Source organism: Bradyrhizobium sp. USDA 4341, assembly GCF_054063755.1.
This window is the reverse complement of record NZ_JBSSGO010000002.1, coordinates 791,605-805,214: the sequence shown is the minus strand read 5'-3', so window position 1 is coordinate 805,214 and position 13,610 is coordinate 791,605. Positions and strand designations below refer to the sequence as shown.

Below are 13,610 nucleotides of genomic sequence, written 5' to 3'. Positions count from 1 at the left end.
ACCCCTAACCCTTGGGTTCTTTCATGCGCGATCCCGTTGAAACCTACATGAACCTCGTGCCGATGGTCGTCGAGCAGACCAATCGCGGCGAACGCGCCTACGACATTTTCTCGCGCCTGCTGAAAGAGCGCATCATCTTCGTCACCGGTCCGGTGGAAGACGGCATGGCGACGCTGACCGTCGCGCAGCTGTTGTTCCTCGAGGCCGAGAATCCGAAGAAGGAAATCTCGATGTACATCAACTCGCCGGGTGGCGTGGTGACGTCGGGCCTTGCCATCTACGACACGATGCAGTTCATCCGTCCGCCGGTGTCGACGCTGTGCACGGGGCAGGCGGCCTCGATGGGCTCGCTGCTGCTCGCAGCCGGCGAGAAGGACATGCGCTTCACGCTGCCGAACTCCCGCATCATGGTGCACCAGCCGTCCGGCGGCTTCCAGGGACAGGCGACCGACATCATGCTGCACGCGCAGGAGATCCTGAATCTCAAGAAGCGCCTCAACGAGATCTACGTGAAGCACACCGGCCAGACCTACAAGGCGATCGAGGACGCGCTCGAGCGCGACAAGTTCCTCACCGCCGAGGACGCCAAGGCGTTCGGTCTCGTCGACAAGGTCATCGACAAGCGGCCGGAAGACCCGTCGGCCGCCAAGGCGGCGTAACAGGCTGCCTGATCTGCACAGGCAACCCGAGGCGTCGGTGTGATCTCCACATTGGCGCCTCACATAGTCGGCAAAGCAGGACGGCGGAGTACCTCGCAAGCGCATATGTGGGGGCAGAAAGTTCCGCTTTCGTGCTCATGGTCCGGCGTGGTAATCCCGCAACGTTCCGTGGATTTCGAAGCGTGTTCCACGTGCGATCGTGGAAAATCACGGTATTGTCACGGTCTTGAGCCTGCCCCCCGATTAGCGAATTCTTGATAGTCGGGTGCCAGCATGGTTGGCTGTAATGCATCGGCTATGATCGCGGAGATTCGAATAAACCGTGATCCACACGGTCAGTATTGCGTAGGGTCTTTTTTGGTACGGAATTTGCTCTATCTACCCAATACTCCGGTTTTGTACCGGATTGGGTCGATCTGGCAAACGAGGTCGAACGGCGGACGGAGATAATGAATGAGTAAGGTCGGCACGAGCGACGCCAAGAACACGCTATATTGCTCGTTCTGCGGCAAGAGCCAGCATGAAGTTCGCAAGCTGATTGCCGGACCGACTGTCTTCATTTGCGACGAGTGTGTCGAACTCTGCATGGACATCATTCGCGAGGAGAACAAGTCCTCGCTGGTGAAGTCGCGCGACGGCATCCCGACGCCGAAGGAAATCTGCAAGGTCCTGGACGACTACGTGATCGGTCAGAGCCATGCCAAAAAGGTGCTGTCGGTCGCTGTCCACAATCACTACAAGCGGCTTAACCACCAGACCAAGCACAACGACGTCGAGCTGGCGAAGTCGAACATCCTGCTGATCGGTCCGACCGGTTCGGGCAAGACGCTGCTCGCGCAGACGCTCGCCCGCATCCTCGACGTGCCGTTCACCATGGCTGACGCGACGACGCTGACCGAAGCCGGCTACGTCGGTGAGGATGTCGAGAACATCATCCTGAAGCTGCTGCAGGCCGCCGACTATAACGTCGAGCGCGCGCAGCGCGGCATCGTCTATATCGACGAAATCGACAAGATCAGCCGCAAGTCGGACAATCCCTCGATCACCCGCGACGTGTCGGGCGAGGGCGTCCAGCAAGCGCTGCTGAAGATCATGGAAGGCACGGTGGCCTCGGTCCCGCCGCAGGGCGGCCGCAAGCATCCGCAGCAGGAGTTCCTGCAGGTGGATACCACCAACATCCTGTTCATCTGCGGCGGCGCCTTCTCGGGCCTCGAGAAGATCATCTCCGCGCGCGGCCGTTCGACCTCGATCGGCTTCGCGGCGCAGGTGCTCGCGCCGGAGGATCGCCGTACCGGCGAGATCTTCCGTCACGTCGAGCCGGAAGATCTGCTGAAGTACGGCCTGATCCCGGAATTCGTCGGCCGTCTGCCCGTCGTGGCGACGCTGGAGGACCTCGACGAGGCCTCGCTGAAGAAGATCCTGACCGATCCGAAGAACGCGCTGGTGAAGCAGTACCAGCGGCTGTTCGAGATGGAGAACATCGAGCTGACCTTCGCCGACGAGGCGCTTGGCGCGGTCGCCCGCAGGGCGATCGAGCGCAAGACCGGCGCGCGCGGCCTGCGGTCGATCCTGGAGAGCATCCTGCTCGAGACCATGTTCGACCTCCCGGGCCTCGAAGGTGTCGAGGAAGTCGTGATCTCGCGCGAGGTCGTCGAGGGCACGGCGCGTCCGCTCTACATCTACGCGGATCGTTCCGATCGCGCCGTCGAGAGCAGCGCGAGCGCCTAAGGCGCAACTTTCTGTCGTCGCAATTCATGCGGCTGCCGGGCGATCCGGCGGCCGTTGCGGCGCAGCAGCAGGCCATTTTCGCGTCGCAGTAAATGCCTGTTTAGCCTACATTTCCCGGCACTTCTCAGACTTGACACCCCCCCGCCTGATAGCCACCTAATGCTATCGGTGAGGGATCTCGTGCGTTGAGATTCGTCGCTTTACGATGCGGAATATGCGGCTGCTGACGGCAATCTAATTCCGGATCACCAAGGCACCTTGTGGCGGTTGCGCAAGCAGGCGGACTGCGTGCAAGGGGGCAAAACAAAAGGATAAGGCCATGACGACTTCAAAACCCCGGCCAACGATCGTCCACGGCGAAAGCCATTCCTATCCGGTGCTGCCGCTCCGTGACATCGTCGTCTTCCCGCACATGATCGTGCCTCTCTTCGTCGGCCGCGAGAAATCGATCCGCGCGCTCGAAGAGGTGATGAAGAACGACGCGTTGATCATGCTCGCGACGCAGAAGAACGCGTCCGATGACGATCCGGCTCCCGATTCAATTTACGAGACCGGTACGCTTGCCAGCGTGCTGCAGCTCCTGAAACTGCCCGACGGCACCGTCAAGGTACTGGTCGAGGGCCTCGAGCGCGCGCGTGTCGAAAAGTATTCCGACCGCAGCGAGTACTACGAGGCGACCGCGGTCGCGCTCGCCGACACTGACGCCAACTCGGTCGAAGCCGAGGCCTTGGCGCGTTCGGTCGTGTCCGACTTCGAAAGCTATGTGAAGCTGAACAAGAAGATCTCCGCCGAAGTCGTCGGCGTGGTTCAGGCGATCACCGATTTCGCCAAGCTCGGCGACACCGTTGCCTCGCATCTCGCGGTCAAGATTGCCGATCGGCAGGCGATCCTGGAGACGTTGTCTGTCACCCAGCGCCTGGAGAAGGTGCTCGGCCTGATGGAGAGCGAGATCTCGGTGTTGCAGGTCGAGAAGCGCATCCGCTCGCGCGTCAAGCGCCAGATGGAGAAGACCCAGCGCGAGTATTACCTGAACGAGCAGATGAAGGCGATCCAGAAGGAGCTCGGCGACGACGAAGGTCGCGACGAGCTGGCCGATCTGGAGGAGAAGATCTCCAAGACCAAGCTTTCCAAGGAAGCGCGCGAGAAGGCCCAGCACGAGCTGAAGAAGCTGCGCCAGATGTCGCCGATGTCCGCGGAAGCGACCGTCGTGCGCAACTACCTGGATTGGCTGCTGTCGATCCCGTGGGGCAAGAAGTCCAAGGTCAAGAAGGACCTCGAGGCCGCGCAGGCGGTGCTGGACTCCGATCACTACGGGCTCGAGAAGGTCAAGGACCGTATCGTCGAGTATCTCGCGGTGCAGTCACGCGCCAACAAGCTGACCGGACCGATCCTGTGCCTGGTCGGGCCTCCCGGCGTCGGCAAGACCTCGCTCGGCAAGTCGATCGCGAAGGCGACCGGCCGCGAGTTCGTGCGCGTGTCGCTCGGCGGCGTGCGTGACGAGGCCGAGATCCGCGGTCACCGCCGCACCTATATCGGCTCGATGCCCGGCAAGATCATCCAGTCGATGCGGAAGGCGAAGACCTCGAACCCGCTGTTCCTGCTGGACGAGATCGACAAGATGGGCGCCGATTTCCGCGGCGATCCGTCGTCGGCGCTGCTTGAGGTCCTGGACCCCGAGCAGAACTCGACCTTCAACGACCATTACCTGGAGGTCGACTACGACCTGTCCAACGTGATGTTCATCACGACCGCGAATACGCTGAATATTCCGGGCCCGCTGATGGACCGCATGGAGATCATCCGGATCGCCGGCTACACCGAGAACGAGAAGGTCGAGATCGCGCGCAAGCATCTGATCCCGAGCGCGCTCTCCAAGCACGGTCTGGACTCCAAGGAATGGTCGATCGACGACGCGGCCTTGCTCTTGATGATCCGCCGCTACACCCGCGAAGCGGGCGTGCGTAACCTGGAGCGTGAGCTCTCCACACTCGCCCGCAAGGCGGTGAAGGAGCTGATGATCTCCAAGAAGAAGTCGGTGAAGGTCACCGAGGCGAACATCGAAGAGTTCCTCGGCGTGCCGAAGTATCGCTTCGGCGAGATCGACGACGAGGATCAGGTCGGTATCGTCACCGGTCTGGCGTGGACCGATGTCGGCGGCGAGCTGTTGACCATCGAAGGCGTCATGATGCCCGGCAAGGGCAAGATGACCGTCACGGGCAATCTGCGCGACGTGATGAAGGAGTCGATCTCGGCGGCGGCGTCTTACGTCCGCTCGCGCGCGATCGTCTACGGCATCGAACCGCCGATGTTCGACCGCCGCGATATCCACGTTCACGTGCCGGAGGGCGCAACGCCGAAGGACGGTCCGTCCGCCGGCGTGGCGATGGCCACCGCGATCATCTCGGTCATGACCGGCATCCCGGTCCGCCACGATGTCGCGATGACCGGGGAGATCACGCTGCGCGGCCGCGTGCTGCCGATCGGCGGTCTGAAGGAGAAGCTGCTGGCTGCCGCGCGCGGTGGCATCAAGACGGTGCTGATCCCTGAGGACAACGCCAAGGATCTCACGGAGATTTCCGATGCGATCAAGGGCGGCATGGAGATCATTCCGGTGTCGCGGCTGGACGAGGTCGTTGCCAGGGCGCTGACCCGTGTGCCTGTGCCGATCGTCTGGGAAGAGGAGACCAGCAAGGTCGACGTCAAGCCCGACGCTTCGGATGAGGCATCCGGTGGCCTGACGGCGCACTGAAGCGAGCTCCAATCGAAATAATGAAACGGCGCCTTCGGGCGCCGTTTTTGTTTGGCGCTTCGTGCGCCTTTATCGTCCGGATTACTCTTTCTTCTCGACGACGAAATTGCCGATCGCCCCGAGTGCCATCAGCACGCTGGTGCCGAGAAACACCGCGCGCATGCCGATATGGCCGCCGATAAAGCCGCCGGCGAGCGGGCCGATTACCTGGCCGGCATATTGCGCCGAGATCGAATAGCCCAGCATGCTGCCGGTGACCGTGTCAGGCACGTTGTGCCGGATCACGCTTGCGATGCAGGGCAACAGGCCGCCGAGCGCGAGCCCCATTAGGAAGCGGAGCAGGATCAGCTGCCAGCCGCTGACCACGAAGGCCTGCGGGATCAGCAGCAGCGCCGAGGCGGCCAGGCATATGGTGATGATCCGCCAGTGGCCGACGCGATCGGCCAGCTTGCCGAGATGCGAAGACGACAGCAGGCTGCCGAACGCCGCCGCCGACATCACGAGGCCGGCGACGAACGTCACCTGCGGCGCCTCGACCAGCTGCGCGACATAGACCGTGATGATCGGCTCGATCGACATGTTGGCGATCATCAGCAGCAGGCCGGTGCTCCACATCGCGAGCACCGGTCGCTTGTCCGGAACCAGCGACCAGCCGCCACGCGCCTTGGCACCTTTCGCCATCTTCGGGTGCGCCTCCTCGCGGATCAGGAAGGTCGTGCCGAGGAAAGTGAAGAAGATGACGCCGCCGATCAGGAAGAAGGTCGCGCGGATGCCGATCAGGCCGGGCAGGACGCCACCGATCAAGGGACCGACCAGGCTGCCGGCCATGATGCCGGCTGACAGCACGCCGATCGCCCAACCGGACCGCGCCTTCGGCGTCTGCGACGCGACCAGCACGGTCGAGCCCGAGGCGTAGCCGCCGAGCAGGCCGGTCAACAGCCGCAAGCCGACCAGCTCATAGACGTTGTGCGCCATGCCGATCAGCGACATGGCAACCGCCATGCCGAGGCTGGCACGGATCAGCATCAGCTTGCGGCCATAGCGGTCCGCGAGCCGTCCCCACAGCGGCGCCGTCAGCGCCGCGCTGAAGAAGGCTGCGCCATAGGCCACGCCCGACCATTGCACGATCGCGGCATGATCGGTCACGCCGAGCTGCTCGACATAGAGCGGCAGGAACGGCAGCAGCAGCGTCATCCCCACGATGGTGGTGAAGGATCCGAACACACAGACGATCAGGTTGCGCTTCCAGGGGCCGGCGTCGAGGGCCGCCTCGCGATCGATTTCCATGTTCATGTCAGCGAAGCCCGATCACGGCGAAGCCGCGCGCCCGCAGGCCGCGGCGATCCTCGTTCAGCGAACGCAGCAGCCGATCGCGGGTGTCGGTGATGTGATCGGCGGCTTCGCGCGCGGCCGAATCCGGATCGTTGGCCTTGATGAAGCCGAGAATGCGCCGGTGCTCGCGCCAGGCCTGCTCGCGCGACGGCTCGGTCCACACTTCGAGCCAGCGCGCCCGCGACAGCCGGGTCATGGCGCCGGCGATCGCCTTGACGATGAAGGGATTGCCGGACAGGCGCGCGATCTCGACATGGAAATCGGTGCCGACGCGGTGCCATTCCTCGCGCGGCGCGCCCGACTGGCAGGCATCCAGCATCGCTTCGACGCCGGCGATGTCGGCCGCACTCGCTCGCGCGCAGGCGAGGCGGACGGCTGTCGTCTCCAGCGGGATCCTGAACTCGGCCAGCGCCTCCAGCTCTCCGAGGTCGATCGGTGCGACGATCCAGTTGCGGCCGTCGCGGCGGACCAGCTCTTCGCCTTCGAGCCGCACCAGCGCGGCGCGGATCGGCGTGCGCGATCCCTCGAACCGGCTCTCGAGCCAGCGCTCGGTCAGCCGCTCTCCGGGGCCGAGATCGAGGGAGAGGATCATCTCCCGGAGCTGGTCGTGGATCTGAAGCATCTGCGACATGGCGGTCTGCCGGCCTGGGAGTAGAGATTTGAGTCTCTGTCGACGTATCCCGAATTGGTATCCCAAACAATCCTGTTTTGGGATGCCAGCATTGTCCCAACGGGGCACCCGACCGTGTTCCGGATACCTTGCGGGCCGCATCCCGGGAACGACCTCTTGGAGACCGCCTTGTTGCACGACGCCGAATTGGGAGAACGCAGATGCAGATCGACGGGCAATGCCACTGCGGGGCCGTGACCTATCAGGCGGAGATCGATCCCGAACGGATGTCGATCTGCCATTGCACGGACTGCCAGGCGCTGACCGGCTCGCCCTATCGCGTCACGGTGATCTGCGCCGCCGAGCAGGTCCGGCTGACCGCAGGTGCGCCGAAGATTTACGGCAAGCGGGGCGATAACGGCCGAATCCGCTTCCAGCACTTTTGCGGCGACTGTGGTTCCCCCTTGTTCACGAGCGGAGAGGACGGCGGTCCCGACGATTGGGGTATCCGCTGGGGCAGCATTCGCCAGCGCGGCGAATTGACCCCGCGACGCCAGGTCTGGTGCCGCTCCGCCGCGTCCTGGATCAATGATCTCAAGGGATTGCCGGCGCGGCCGATGGATTGAGGCTCTGCGACCTTGCGCCTGAGGGGCGGGCGAGGCTAAAGAGGCGCGCTGGTAAGGGCGGTTAGCTCAGCGGTAGAGCACTGGTTTTACACACCATTGGTCGGGAGTTCGATCCTCTCACCGCCCACCATTCGCAAGCCCTCTGAAGCCCGCAGAGCGACCCGGCTGCCGGAACCAGCGGGGGATGATTGGGAGATTTTCATCGGCGCTGGCCCGATGAGGTAAGGGGACCGGATCCAGCCCTATGGTTGGAGCATCCTGATTGTCGAGATCGGCCACTTCCCGATGTGCCCTTTGATCGAGATGCGCAACCCGTGCGACTCGTCCAGCGCCACGCTCTCGACGGTCCCTGCCGTCCCATCGGTGAGAACCGCAGCCCTTCCGACAAGCTCAGCCTCCACTTGCACATGCTCGCGCAAGATGACGGTGGCGCGGTGTTTCACGAGTTGCAAAGCGGCCTCTGGTTGATGGGCTCTGCGTAGCGAGGCCATTGTTCGGCCCTCCGTGAGCGCGCGGAGAGGGCGCGATCCCGGCCTTGGGGTAGTCTATGGGGTGGCCGGGACCGCGCTTGCTCCGCGCTGGTGTGCCGAATGTCATTCGATATCCGATGGCGCGAAAGGTGCCGAAAGTCACGCTCTCGTCGCGGGGCGGGATCGGTTCCTGTTGGCGCGATGTCGCTCAGGTTTGGCACCGACGCCGCTGCGATGCTATTCTCTGCGTCTAACCGGGAACTTGATGCATGCGCAAACTCGCCGCGATTTTTCTTCTCACCATGATTGCCGGACCGGCATGGGCGCAGCAGGACCATGTTCAGCGCTATCGCGAAGAGATCGAGAAGTCGCCGTCGGATGTGGCCAACGAGGCGCGGCAGCAGCGCGCCTACCAGCGCGCGCTCAGCGGCGTGCCGGACCAGAAGCCCACCGACCCTTGGGGCATTGCGCGCAGCAATGACGGGCAGGCCGCGCCGAAGGCCAATGCCGCCAAGACGACCCCAGCGCCGAAGCAGGCCAAGCCCACGAGCGCTGCCGCCAAATAATCCCCGAGCGCGGAGCAGGTCGATGAAGTACTACGTCTGCAAATTGACCGGACCGCGCCCAACCTTTCCGCAGGACATGACGCAGCAGGAAGCCGCCATCATGCAGGCGCATGTCGCCTATTGCGGCGAATTGCTGCAGGCCGGCAAGGCGCTGATCTTCGGGCCGGTGGCCGATCCCGCCGGCGTCTGGGGACTCGGCGTGCTGCAACTTCCCGACGATGCCGATCCGCAGGAGATCGTCGCCAACGATCCCGTCAGCAAGGCCAATGCCGGATTCACCTATCAGGTCACGCCGATGTTGCGCGCGGCCACGCGCGAGACTTGCTAGGATCGGCGCAACTCCTCAACAGGTTTGGATCGCATGAACGCAGGCCATCCGCAAAACGCCGATCAGATTGCATATTGGAACGGGCCGGGCGGTCAGCGCTGGGCCTCAAGGCAGGCCGCGCAGGATATCGTGCTGCAGCCGGTGCTCGACCTGCTGATCGATCGCGCCGCGCCGAAGGCCGGCGAGCGCATCGTCGATGTCGGCTGCGGCAGCGGCGCCTCGACGAACGGGTTTGCGACCAAGGTGGGGCCGTCAGGCCATGTGTTCGGCGTCGACGTCTCCGGACCAATGCTGGAGCGGGCACGGCAAAGCACGCCGAAGGATGCGCCGGTCACCTATGCGCTTGCCGACGCCACGGTCTATCCGTTCGATCCCGCAAGCTTCGATCTGTTGGCGTCGCGCTTCGGCGTGATGTTCTTTGCCGATCCGGTGGTGTCGTTCGCCAATCTGCACAAGGCGCTGAAGCCGTCGGGCCGGCTCGCCTTCGCCTGCTGGCAGGAGCCGCGCGAAAATCCGTTCTTCATGGCGCCGCTGCAGGCGGTCTACAAGCACGTGCCGAAGCTGCCGCAGCTTGGTCCCGAAGACCCCGGTCCGTTCTCATTCGCGTCCGAAGCGCGCGTGAACCGGATCCTCGGCGAAGCCGGCTTTTCCGACGTTGCCATGGAGCCGTGCCGGGTCGAACTCGATGTTGCGACCGGGCGCGGCATCGATGCGGCGATCCAGGGCGCGCTCGAGATCGGGCCGGCCAGCCGTGCGTTGGAAGGGCATCCGGATGAGGTTCGCTCCGCCGCCGTCGCGTCGATGCGCGAGGCGCTGGCGCCGTTCGTCAAGGGCGATTCCGTGCCGTTGCCGGGCGCGATCTGGATCGTAACGGCGCGGGCCTGATCAGGCTTTCTCTTCCCAGATCATCGCCAGGTGGACGATGGTCTGCACGGCCTTTTCCATGTCCTGGCGGCTCACCCATTCGAGCCGCGAATGGAATGCGTGCTCGCCGGCGAAGATGTTCGGGCAGGGCAGTCCCATGAACGAAAGCCGCGAGCCATCCGTGCCGCCGCGGATCGAGGTCTTCACCGGCGATAGCCCGGCGCGCTCGATCGCCTCGATCGCATAGGCGACGATCTGGGGGTAGCGATCGATCACCTCTTTCATGTTGCGGTATTGCTGCTTGACCTCCATGCGGTAGGTCGAGCGCGGATATCCCTTCATGACGTCCCGCACGATGTTTTCGAGCAGCGCCTCCTTCTGCTTCAGGCCTTGCTCGGTGAAATCGCGCACGATGAAGTCGATCCGCGCATTCTCCAGCGCCCCCGAGATCGCGACCGGATGCAGGAAGCCTTCCTTGCCTTCGGTGGTCTCGGGCGAGCAGGTGTCCTTCGGCAGCCGATCGACGATCGCGGCCGCGATCTTGATCGCGTGCTCCATCTTGCCCTTGGCAAAGCCCGGATGGGTCGCGACGCCTTCGATGATGATGCTGGTGCCGTCGGCGGAGAAGGTCTCGTCCTCGATGTGGCCTGCGGTCTCGCCGTCCATGGTGTAGCCGAAATCGGCCCCGAGCTTCTTGATGTCGACCTTGTCGACGCCGCGGCCGATCTCCTCGTCCGGCGTGAACAGGATCTTGATGGTGCCGTGCTTCACCTGCGGGTTGGTGACCAGGAAATGCGCGGCGTCCATGATCTCGGCGAGGCCGGCCTTGTTGTCGGCGCCGAGCAGGGTGGTGCCGTCGGTCGTGATGATGTCGTTGCCGATCTGGTCGGCCAGCGCCTCGTGCTCGGCGGCGCGGATCACCTGCGAGGAATCGGCCGGGAGCACGATGTCGCCGCCGCGATAGTTCTTCACGACCTGCGGCTTGACGTTCGTGCCGGTGCAGTCGGGTGAGGTGTCCATGTGCGAGCAGAAGCAGATCACCGGCACCGTCTTGTCGGTGTTGGCCGGGATCGTCGCATAGACGTATCCGTGTGGATCGAGATGCGCATCGGATATGCCCATCGCCTGCAGCTCGGCGACCAGCAGGCGGCCGAGATTCTTCTGCTTCTCGGTGGAGGGCGTGGTCGGTGAATCCGGATCGGACTGGGTGTCGATCACGACATAGCGCAGGAAGCGCTCGGTGACGGTGTGCTTGAAGTCGAGAGCCGGTGCCAGCATGAAGACCGCGCGAGGGTAGGAGAACGGGAATAAGACGCTCAGGCGACGTTGGTTCGCGCAAGCAAAGCGCATCGAGAGACAACTCTACAACAGAAAAGCGCCACTCCGGGGCCGCGTCGCGAGCCGGAATGGCGCCTGGTATCAAACCGGGAAAGCTAAAGCCTTAGACGGCCTCCTTCAGTTCCTTGGCGGCGCGGAAGGCGACCTTCTTGCTTGCCTTGATGTGGATCTGCTCGCCGGTCGCCGGGTTGCGGCCCATGCGGGCGGCGCGCTTGCGAACCTGGAGGATGCCGAGGCCAACGATGCGAATCCGCTCGCCCTTCTTGAGGTGCTTGGTGATCCGGGTGACCATGTCGGTCAGGATCGCCTCGGCCTGTTTCTTGGACAGCTCCTGCTCTTCGGCGATGGCCGCCGCCAGGTGCTTCAGCGTGATCGTCGCCGGGGTCGCTGCTTTCTTCGCCATGTGTGGCCCTCCTCGTTGCTGAATGGCTGGATTGCTGCTTTCACGCGAATGGCGCGCCGTTCGCGTCGGGAAAATGCGTCCGGAAAAGTCCTGAAACCGGCGGTTCTGGGAACGGGCAGCGCCGGGCCCGGCCACAGGAAACCCAGACGTATCAGGCCTTATTTGATTCGGGGCTTTGCTGACTACGCCGTTTCCCCTGAAAACAGGCGACAACTCGTGCCCGTGGCGCGAAAATGCCCGCGCTGTGCAGGGCTCCGCAACGCGCTTGACTATCGGGATGCGGGCCTTTATGCCCTCGATCCTGCGCGGATCAATCCGATGATCGGCATCCGCGGGAGTAGCTCAGTTGGTTAGAGCGCCGCCCTGTCACGGCGGAGGCCGCGGGTTCGAGTCCCGTCTCTCGCGCCATTTATTTCAATGACTTAGCAGAAATGTCGGTTCCCAAGAGTATTTCTTGGGAGGTCGCCGGAATGCGTTTTTGTCCCTCGGGCAGGTCCGTCCGGATGAGCTGGCCGTGGTCGAAACGGCGGGTGCTCCCGACGTTTGCCGGGCCGCAAGTCTCGCGCACCTTCTCGTTGTGATGGACCATGTTTGCCATCGTGTCGATCCCCCCCGCCGCGCCGCCGGCGTCACCCTCGACAATGGTCATCAACTGGTTCCCGCGCCTGCGCGTGTGTCATCCGATGTGACCACATTGCGGTCGACGTTGCCGACACGGGTTCTGCGACGGCATGCGTCGGCTTCGTTTCAGCGTCTTGTCGCTGGCGGCGCGATGGAAGCTGACGAAACAGATCCAAGTTCTGCGGTTGAGGTCTGTCGCTATCACTCCTGGTGACGGCGATCGCTCGTCCATGGCGCAGAAACGACATCAGCGGTTCCACCACCTTGCGGAACTCACGCGCTTTCGATGGGTCTTAAAGTTGCCGGAGTAAGCGAAGACAGTCCACGACATTCAAACGACGCGAGCGTGGGCGAGGGCTGATCAAGCGAACCTAACACGGAGGCGTGCCGATGAACTGGAGTTCGTGGCTGAACGAATACTACAACGACGAACTGGAAAGAGCTGACGCTGCCTGCCGAAGGGGAGAGTCCGTATACGACGCACTCAAATGGATCGACGATCCGTATCTGTGGAATGTATTGCTCTGGAAGGAATATGATGGCTTCAAGGCTATCAAGGCCGCCATTCCCGATCCGCCGGATGCCGGGACCCAGAAAAACTGGAGCGGTCGTTCCGGGATGGAGCTCGGCGCCGCCGTCATCGAAACCTATCGTCTTTTGCACGATAAGCTCAGGCGGCATCTGGATAAGCCGTTCGATGAATGCGAGGTGCTGGACTATGGCTGCGGCTGGGGCAGTGTGCTCCGGTACTTCATGAAGGATGTGCCACTGCGCAATCTGCATGGGTGCGATCCGCACAAGGGCATCATCCAGGTCGCGCAACGCTCCAACCCGCACGCCGACATCGTGTTGTCGGACAGCCTGCCGAGACGTCTCCCGTTCAACCAGAAATTCGATGTCGCTTACGCACTATCGATCTGGACGCACCTCTCGCCTGCCGCAAGCGACACATGCCTGACCGCGGTTCACGACTCTCTGGAGAATCGCGGTCTCTTTCTTCTGACCGTTCGGCCGCCGGCATACGCATTCTATGAGCCGATTTCCAAATTGCCCGGCTGGGATCAGCAAAGGATTGCCGAGACTGTGGCGCGGGAGGGATTCTACTTCTATCCGCAAAGCTATCCGGTCGATGGCGAAATGACCTACGGCGAGACGATCATCAGCAAGCGCTACATCGAGACGCACTGGACCGACCGGTTTGATCTCGTTGACGTCGGCATGAACGGGATCTCACCGTATCAGAGCATCATCGTTCTCCGAAAGAAGTGAGGCCACAGGGTCGTATCGGCGTTGCTTGGTCGCGGCTGTCGATCGCT

At 63.1% G+C, this 13,610-nt stretch carries 14 protein-coding genes and 2 tRNA genes; 10 read left to right on the top strand and 6 right to left on the bottom strand.

The genetic code is table 11. From position 1 onward, the window contains the following. Nucleotides 1-23 precede the first annotated feature (23 nt). The 3 genes from ACVIGB_RS09510 (at nt 24) to lon (ending at nt 5,136) form a co-directional block, all read left to right on the top strand. Entirely contained in the window at nt 24-659 is a 636-nt protein-coding gene (locus tag ACVIGB_RS09510) for an ATP-dependent Clp protease proteolytic subunit (RefSeq protein ID WP_092114669.1), read from the top strand. Nucleotides 660-1,112: 453 nt separating this feature from the next. Next, the gene (gene clpX / locus ACVIGB_RS09505; RefSeq protein ID WP_092114668.1) at nt 1,113-2,387 is read left to right on the top strand and encodes an ATP-dependent Clp protease ATP-binding subunit ClpX; all 1,275 of its coding nucleotides are present in this window, start codon (nt 1,113-1,115) and stop codon (nt 2,385-2,387) included. A gap of 319 nt (nt 2,388-2,706) precedes the next feature. Continuing rightward, nucleotides 2,707-5,136, top strand: a complete 2,430-nt coding sequence (lon, locus tag ACVIGB_RS09500; protein ID WP_092114667.1) for an endopeptidase La — start codon at nt 2,707-2,709, stop codon at nt 5,134-5,136. An 81-nt stretch (nt 5,137-5,217) separates the two neighbouring features. On the opposite strand, the gene ACVIGB_RS09495 is transcribed toward lon, so the two are convergent. Together ACVIGB_RS09495 and ACVIGB_RS09490 are read right to left on the bottom strand one after the other, a co-directional pair. Further along, nucleotides 5,218-6,429, bottom strand: a complete 1,212-nt coding sequence (locus tag ACVIGB_RS09495) for an MFS transporter (protein WP_456722870.1) — start codon at nt 6,427-6,429, stop codon at nt 5,218-5,220. 1 nt (nt 6,430) lies between these two features. Beyond that, nucleotides 6,431-7,099 carry a GntR family transcriptional regulator gene (locus tag ACVIGB_RS09490; RefSeq protein WP_176530996.1) on the bottom strand — a complete coding sequence of 223 codons (669 nt, stop codon included), beginning with the start codon at nt 7,097-7,099 and terminating at the stop codon, nt 6,431-6,433. Between the two features lie 200 nt (nt 7,100-7,299). Between ACVIGB_RS09490 and ACVIGB_RS09485 the strand changes: the two genes are divergently transcribed. Further along, complete coding sequence (locus ACVIGB_RS09485) at nt 7,300-7,704, top strand: GFA family protein (RefSeq protein ID WP_456722871.1); 405 nt, start codon at nt 7,300-7,302, stop codon at nt 7,702-7,704. 55 nt (nt 7,705-7,759) lie between these two features. Continuing rightward, nucleotides 7,760-7,834, top strand: a tRNA-Val gene (locus ACVIGB_RS09480). A 112-nt stretch (nt 7,835-7,946) separates the two neighbouring features. On the opposite strand, the gene ACVIGB_RS09475 is transcribed toward ACVIGB_RS09480, so the two are convergent. Beyond that, nucleotides 7,947-8,195: a PRC-barrel domain containing protein gene (locus ACVIGB_RS09475; protein WP_425304801.1), complete on the bottom strand. Its 249-nt coding sequence runs from the start codon at nt 8,193-8,195 to the stop codon at nt 7,947-7,949. Between the two features lie 248 nt (nt 8,196-8,443). Here ACVIGB_RS09475 and ACVIGB_RS09470 point away from each other — a divergent pair, with 248 nt between their 5' ends. From ACVIGB_RS09470 to ACVIGB_RS09460, 3 genes are read left to right on the top strand one after another with little or no spacing between them, the layout of a single operon-like run. Next, nucleotides 8,444-8,740: a hypothetical protein gene (locus ACVIGB_RS09470; protein ID WP_092114663.1), complete on the top strand. Its 297-nt coding sequence runs from the start codon at nt 8,444-8,446 to the stop codon at nt 8,738-8,740. Between the two features lie 22 nt (nt 8,741-8,762). Further along, entirely contained in the window at nt 8,763-9,068 is a 306-nt protein-coding gene (locus ACVIGB_RS09465; protein ID WP_456722872.1) for a YciI family protein, read from the top strand. A 33-nt stretch (nt 9,069-9,101) separates the two neighbouring features. Next, nucleotides 9,102-9,953, top strand: a complete 852-nt coding sequence (locus tag ACVIGB_RS09460) for a class I SAM-dependent methyltransferase (RefSeq protein WP_456722873.1) — start codon at nt 9,102-9,104, stop codon at nt 9,951-9,953. On the opposite strand, the gene pepT is transcribed toward ACVIGB_RS09460, so the two are convergent. Then, on the bottom strand, nt 9,954-11,210 hold the full coding sequence (gene pepT, locus ACVIGB_RS09455) for a peptidase T (RefSeq protein ID WP_456722874.1): 1,257 nt from the start codon (nt 11,208-11,210) through the stop codon (nt 9,954-9,956). Nucleotides 11,211-11,373: 163 nt separating this feature from the next. Next, on the bottom strand, nt 11,374-11,697 hold the full coding sequence (locus ACVIGB_RS09450; RefSeq protein WP_224924859.1) for an HU family DNA-binding protein: 324 nt from the start codon (nt 11,695-11,697) through the stop codon (nt 11,374-11,376). 307 nt (nt 11,698-12,004) lie between these two features. Here ACVIGB_RS09450 and ACVIGB_RS09445 point away from each other — a divergent pair. After that, nucleotides 12,005-12,081: transfer RNA gene (locus ACVIGB_RS09445), tRNA-Asp, on the top strand. A 1-nt stretch (nt 12,082) separates the two neighbouring features. On the opposite strand, the gene ACVIGB_RS09440 is transcribed toward ACVIGB_RS09445, so the two are convergent. Then, nucleotides 12,083-12,322 carry a hypothetical protein gene (locus ACVIGB_RS09440; RefSeq protein WP_456722875.1) on the bottom strand — a complete coding sequence of 80 codons (240 nt, stop codon included), beginning with the start codon at nt 12,320-12,322 and terminating at the stop codon, nt 12,083-12,085. Between the two features lie 362 nt (nt 12,323-12,684). On the opposite strand from ACVIGB_RS09440, the gene ACVIGB_RS09435 reads away from it, so the two are divergent. Continuing rightward, nucleotides 12,685-13,563 carry a class I SAM-dependent methyltransferase gene (locus ACVIGB_RS09435; protein WP_456722876.1) on the top strand — a complete coding sequence of 293 codons (879 nt, stop codon included), beginning with the start codon at nt 12,685-12,687 and terminating at the stop codon, nt 13,561-13,563. The last annotated feature ends 47 nt before the right edge of the window (nt 13,564-13,610 follow it).

Excerpts from the sequence above, each read along its gene's own strand:
- ACVIGB_RS09460 (WP_456722873.1), top strand. The coding sequence starts at position 9,102 with ATGAACGCAGGCCATCCGCAAAACGCCGATCAGATTGCATATTGGAAC.
- pepT (WP_456722874.1), bottom strand. The coding sequence starts at position 11,210 with ATGCTGGCACCGGCTCTCGACTTCAAGCACACCGTCACCGAGCGCTTC.
- ACVIGB_RS09490 (WP_176530996.1), bottom strand. The coding sequence starts at position 7,099 with ATGTCGCAGATGCTTCAGATCCACGACCAGCTCCGGGAGATGATCCTC.
- ACVIGB_RS09435 (WP_456722876.1), top strand. The coding sequence starts at position 12,685 with ATGAACTGGAGTTCGTGGCTGAACGAATACTACAACGACGAACTGGAA.
- ACVIGB_RS09510 (WP_092114669.1), top strand. The coding sequence starts at position 24 with ATGCGCGATCCCGTTGAAACCTACATGAACCTCGTGCCGATGGTCGTC.
- clpX (WP_092114668.1), top strand. The coding sequence starts at position 1,113 with ATGAGTAAGGTCGGCACGAGCGACGCCAAGAACACGCTATATTGCTCG.
- ACVIGB_RS09465 (WP_456722872.1), top strand. The coding sequence starts at position 8,763 with ATGAAGTACTACGTCTGCAAATTGACCGGACCGCGCCCAACCTTTCCG.
- ACVIGB_RS09475 (WP_425304801.1), bottom strand. The coding sequence starts at position 8,195 with ATGGCCTCGCTACGCAGAGCCCATCAACCAGAGGCCGCTTTGCAACTC.
- ACVIGB_RS09440 (WP_456722875.1), bottom strand. The coding sequence starts at position 12,322 with ATGACCATTGTCGAGGGTGACGCCGGCGGCGCGGCGGGGGGGATCGAC.
- ACVIGB_RS09470 (WP_092114663.1), top strand. The coding sequence starts at position 8,444 with ATGCGCAAACTCGCCGCGATTTTTCTTCTCACCATGATTGCCGGACCG.
- ACVIGB_RS09485 (WP_456722871.1), top strand. The coding sequence starts at position 7,300 with ATGCAGATCGACGGGCAATGCCACTGCGGGGCCGTGACCTATCAGGCG.
- lon (WP_092114667.1), top strand. The coding sequence starts at position 2,707 with ATGACGACTTCAAAACCCCGGCCAACGATCGTCCACGGCGAAAGCCAT.
- ACVIGB_RS09495 (WP_456722870.1), bottom strand. The coding sequence starts at position 6,429 with ATGAACATGGAAATCGATCGCGAGGCGGCCCTCGACGCCGGCCCCTGG.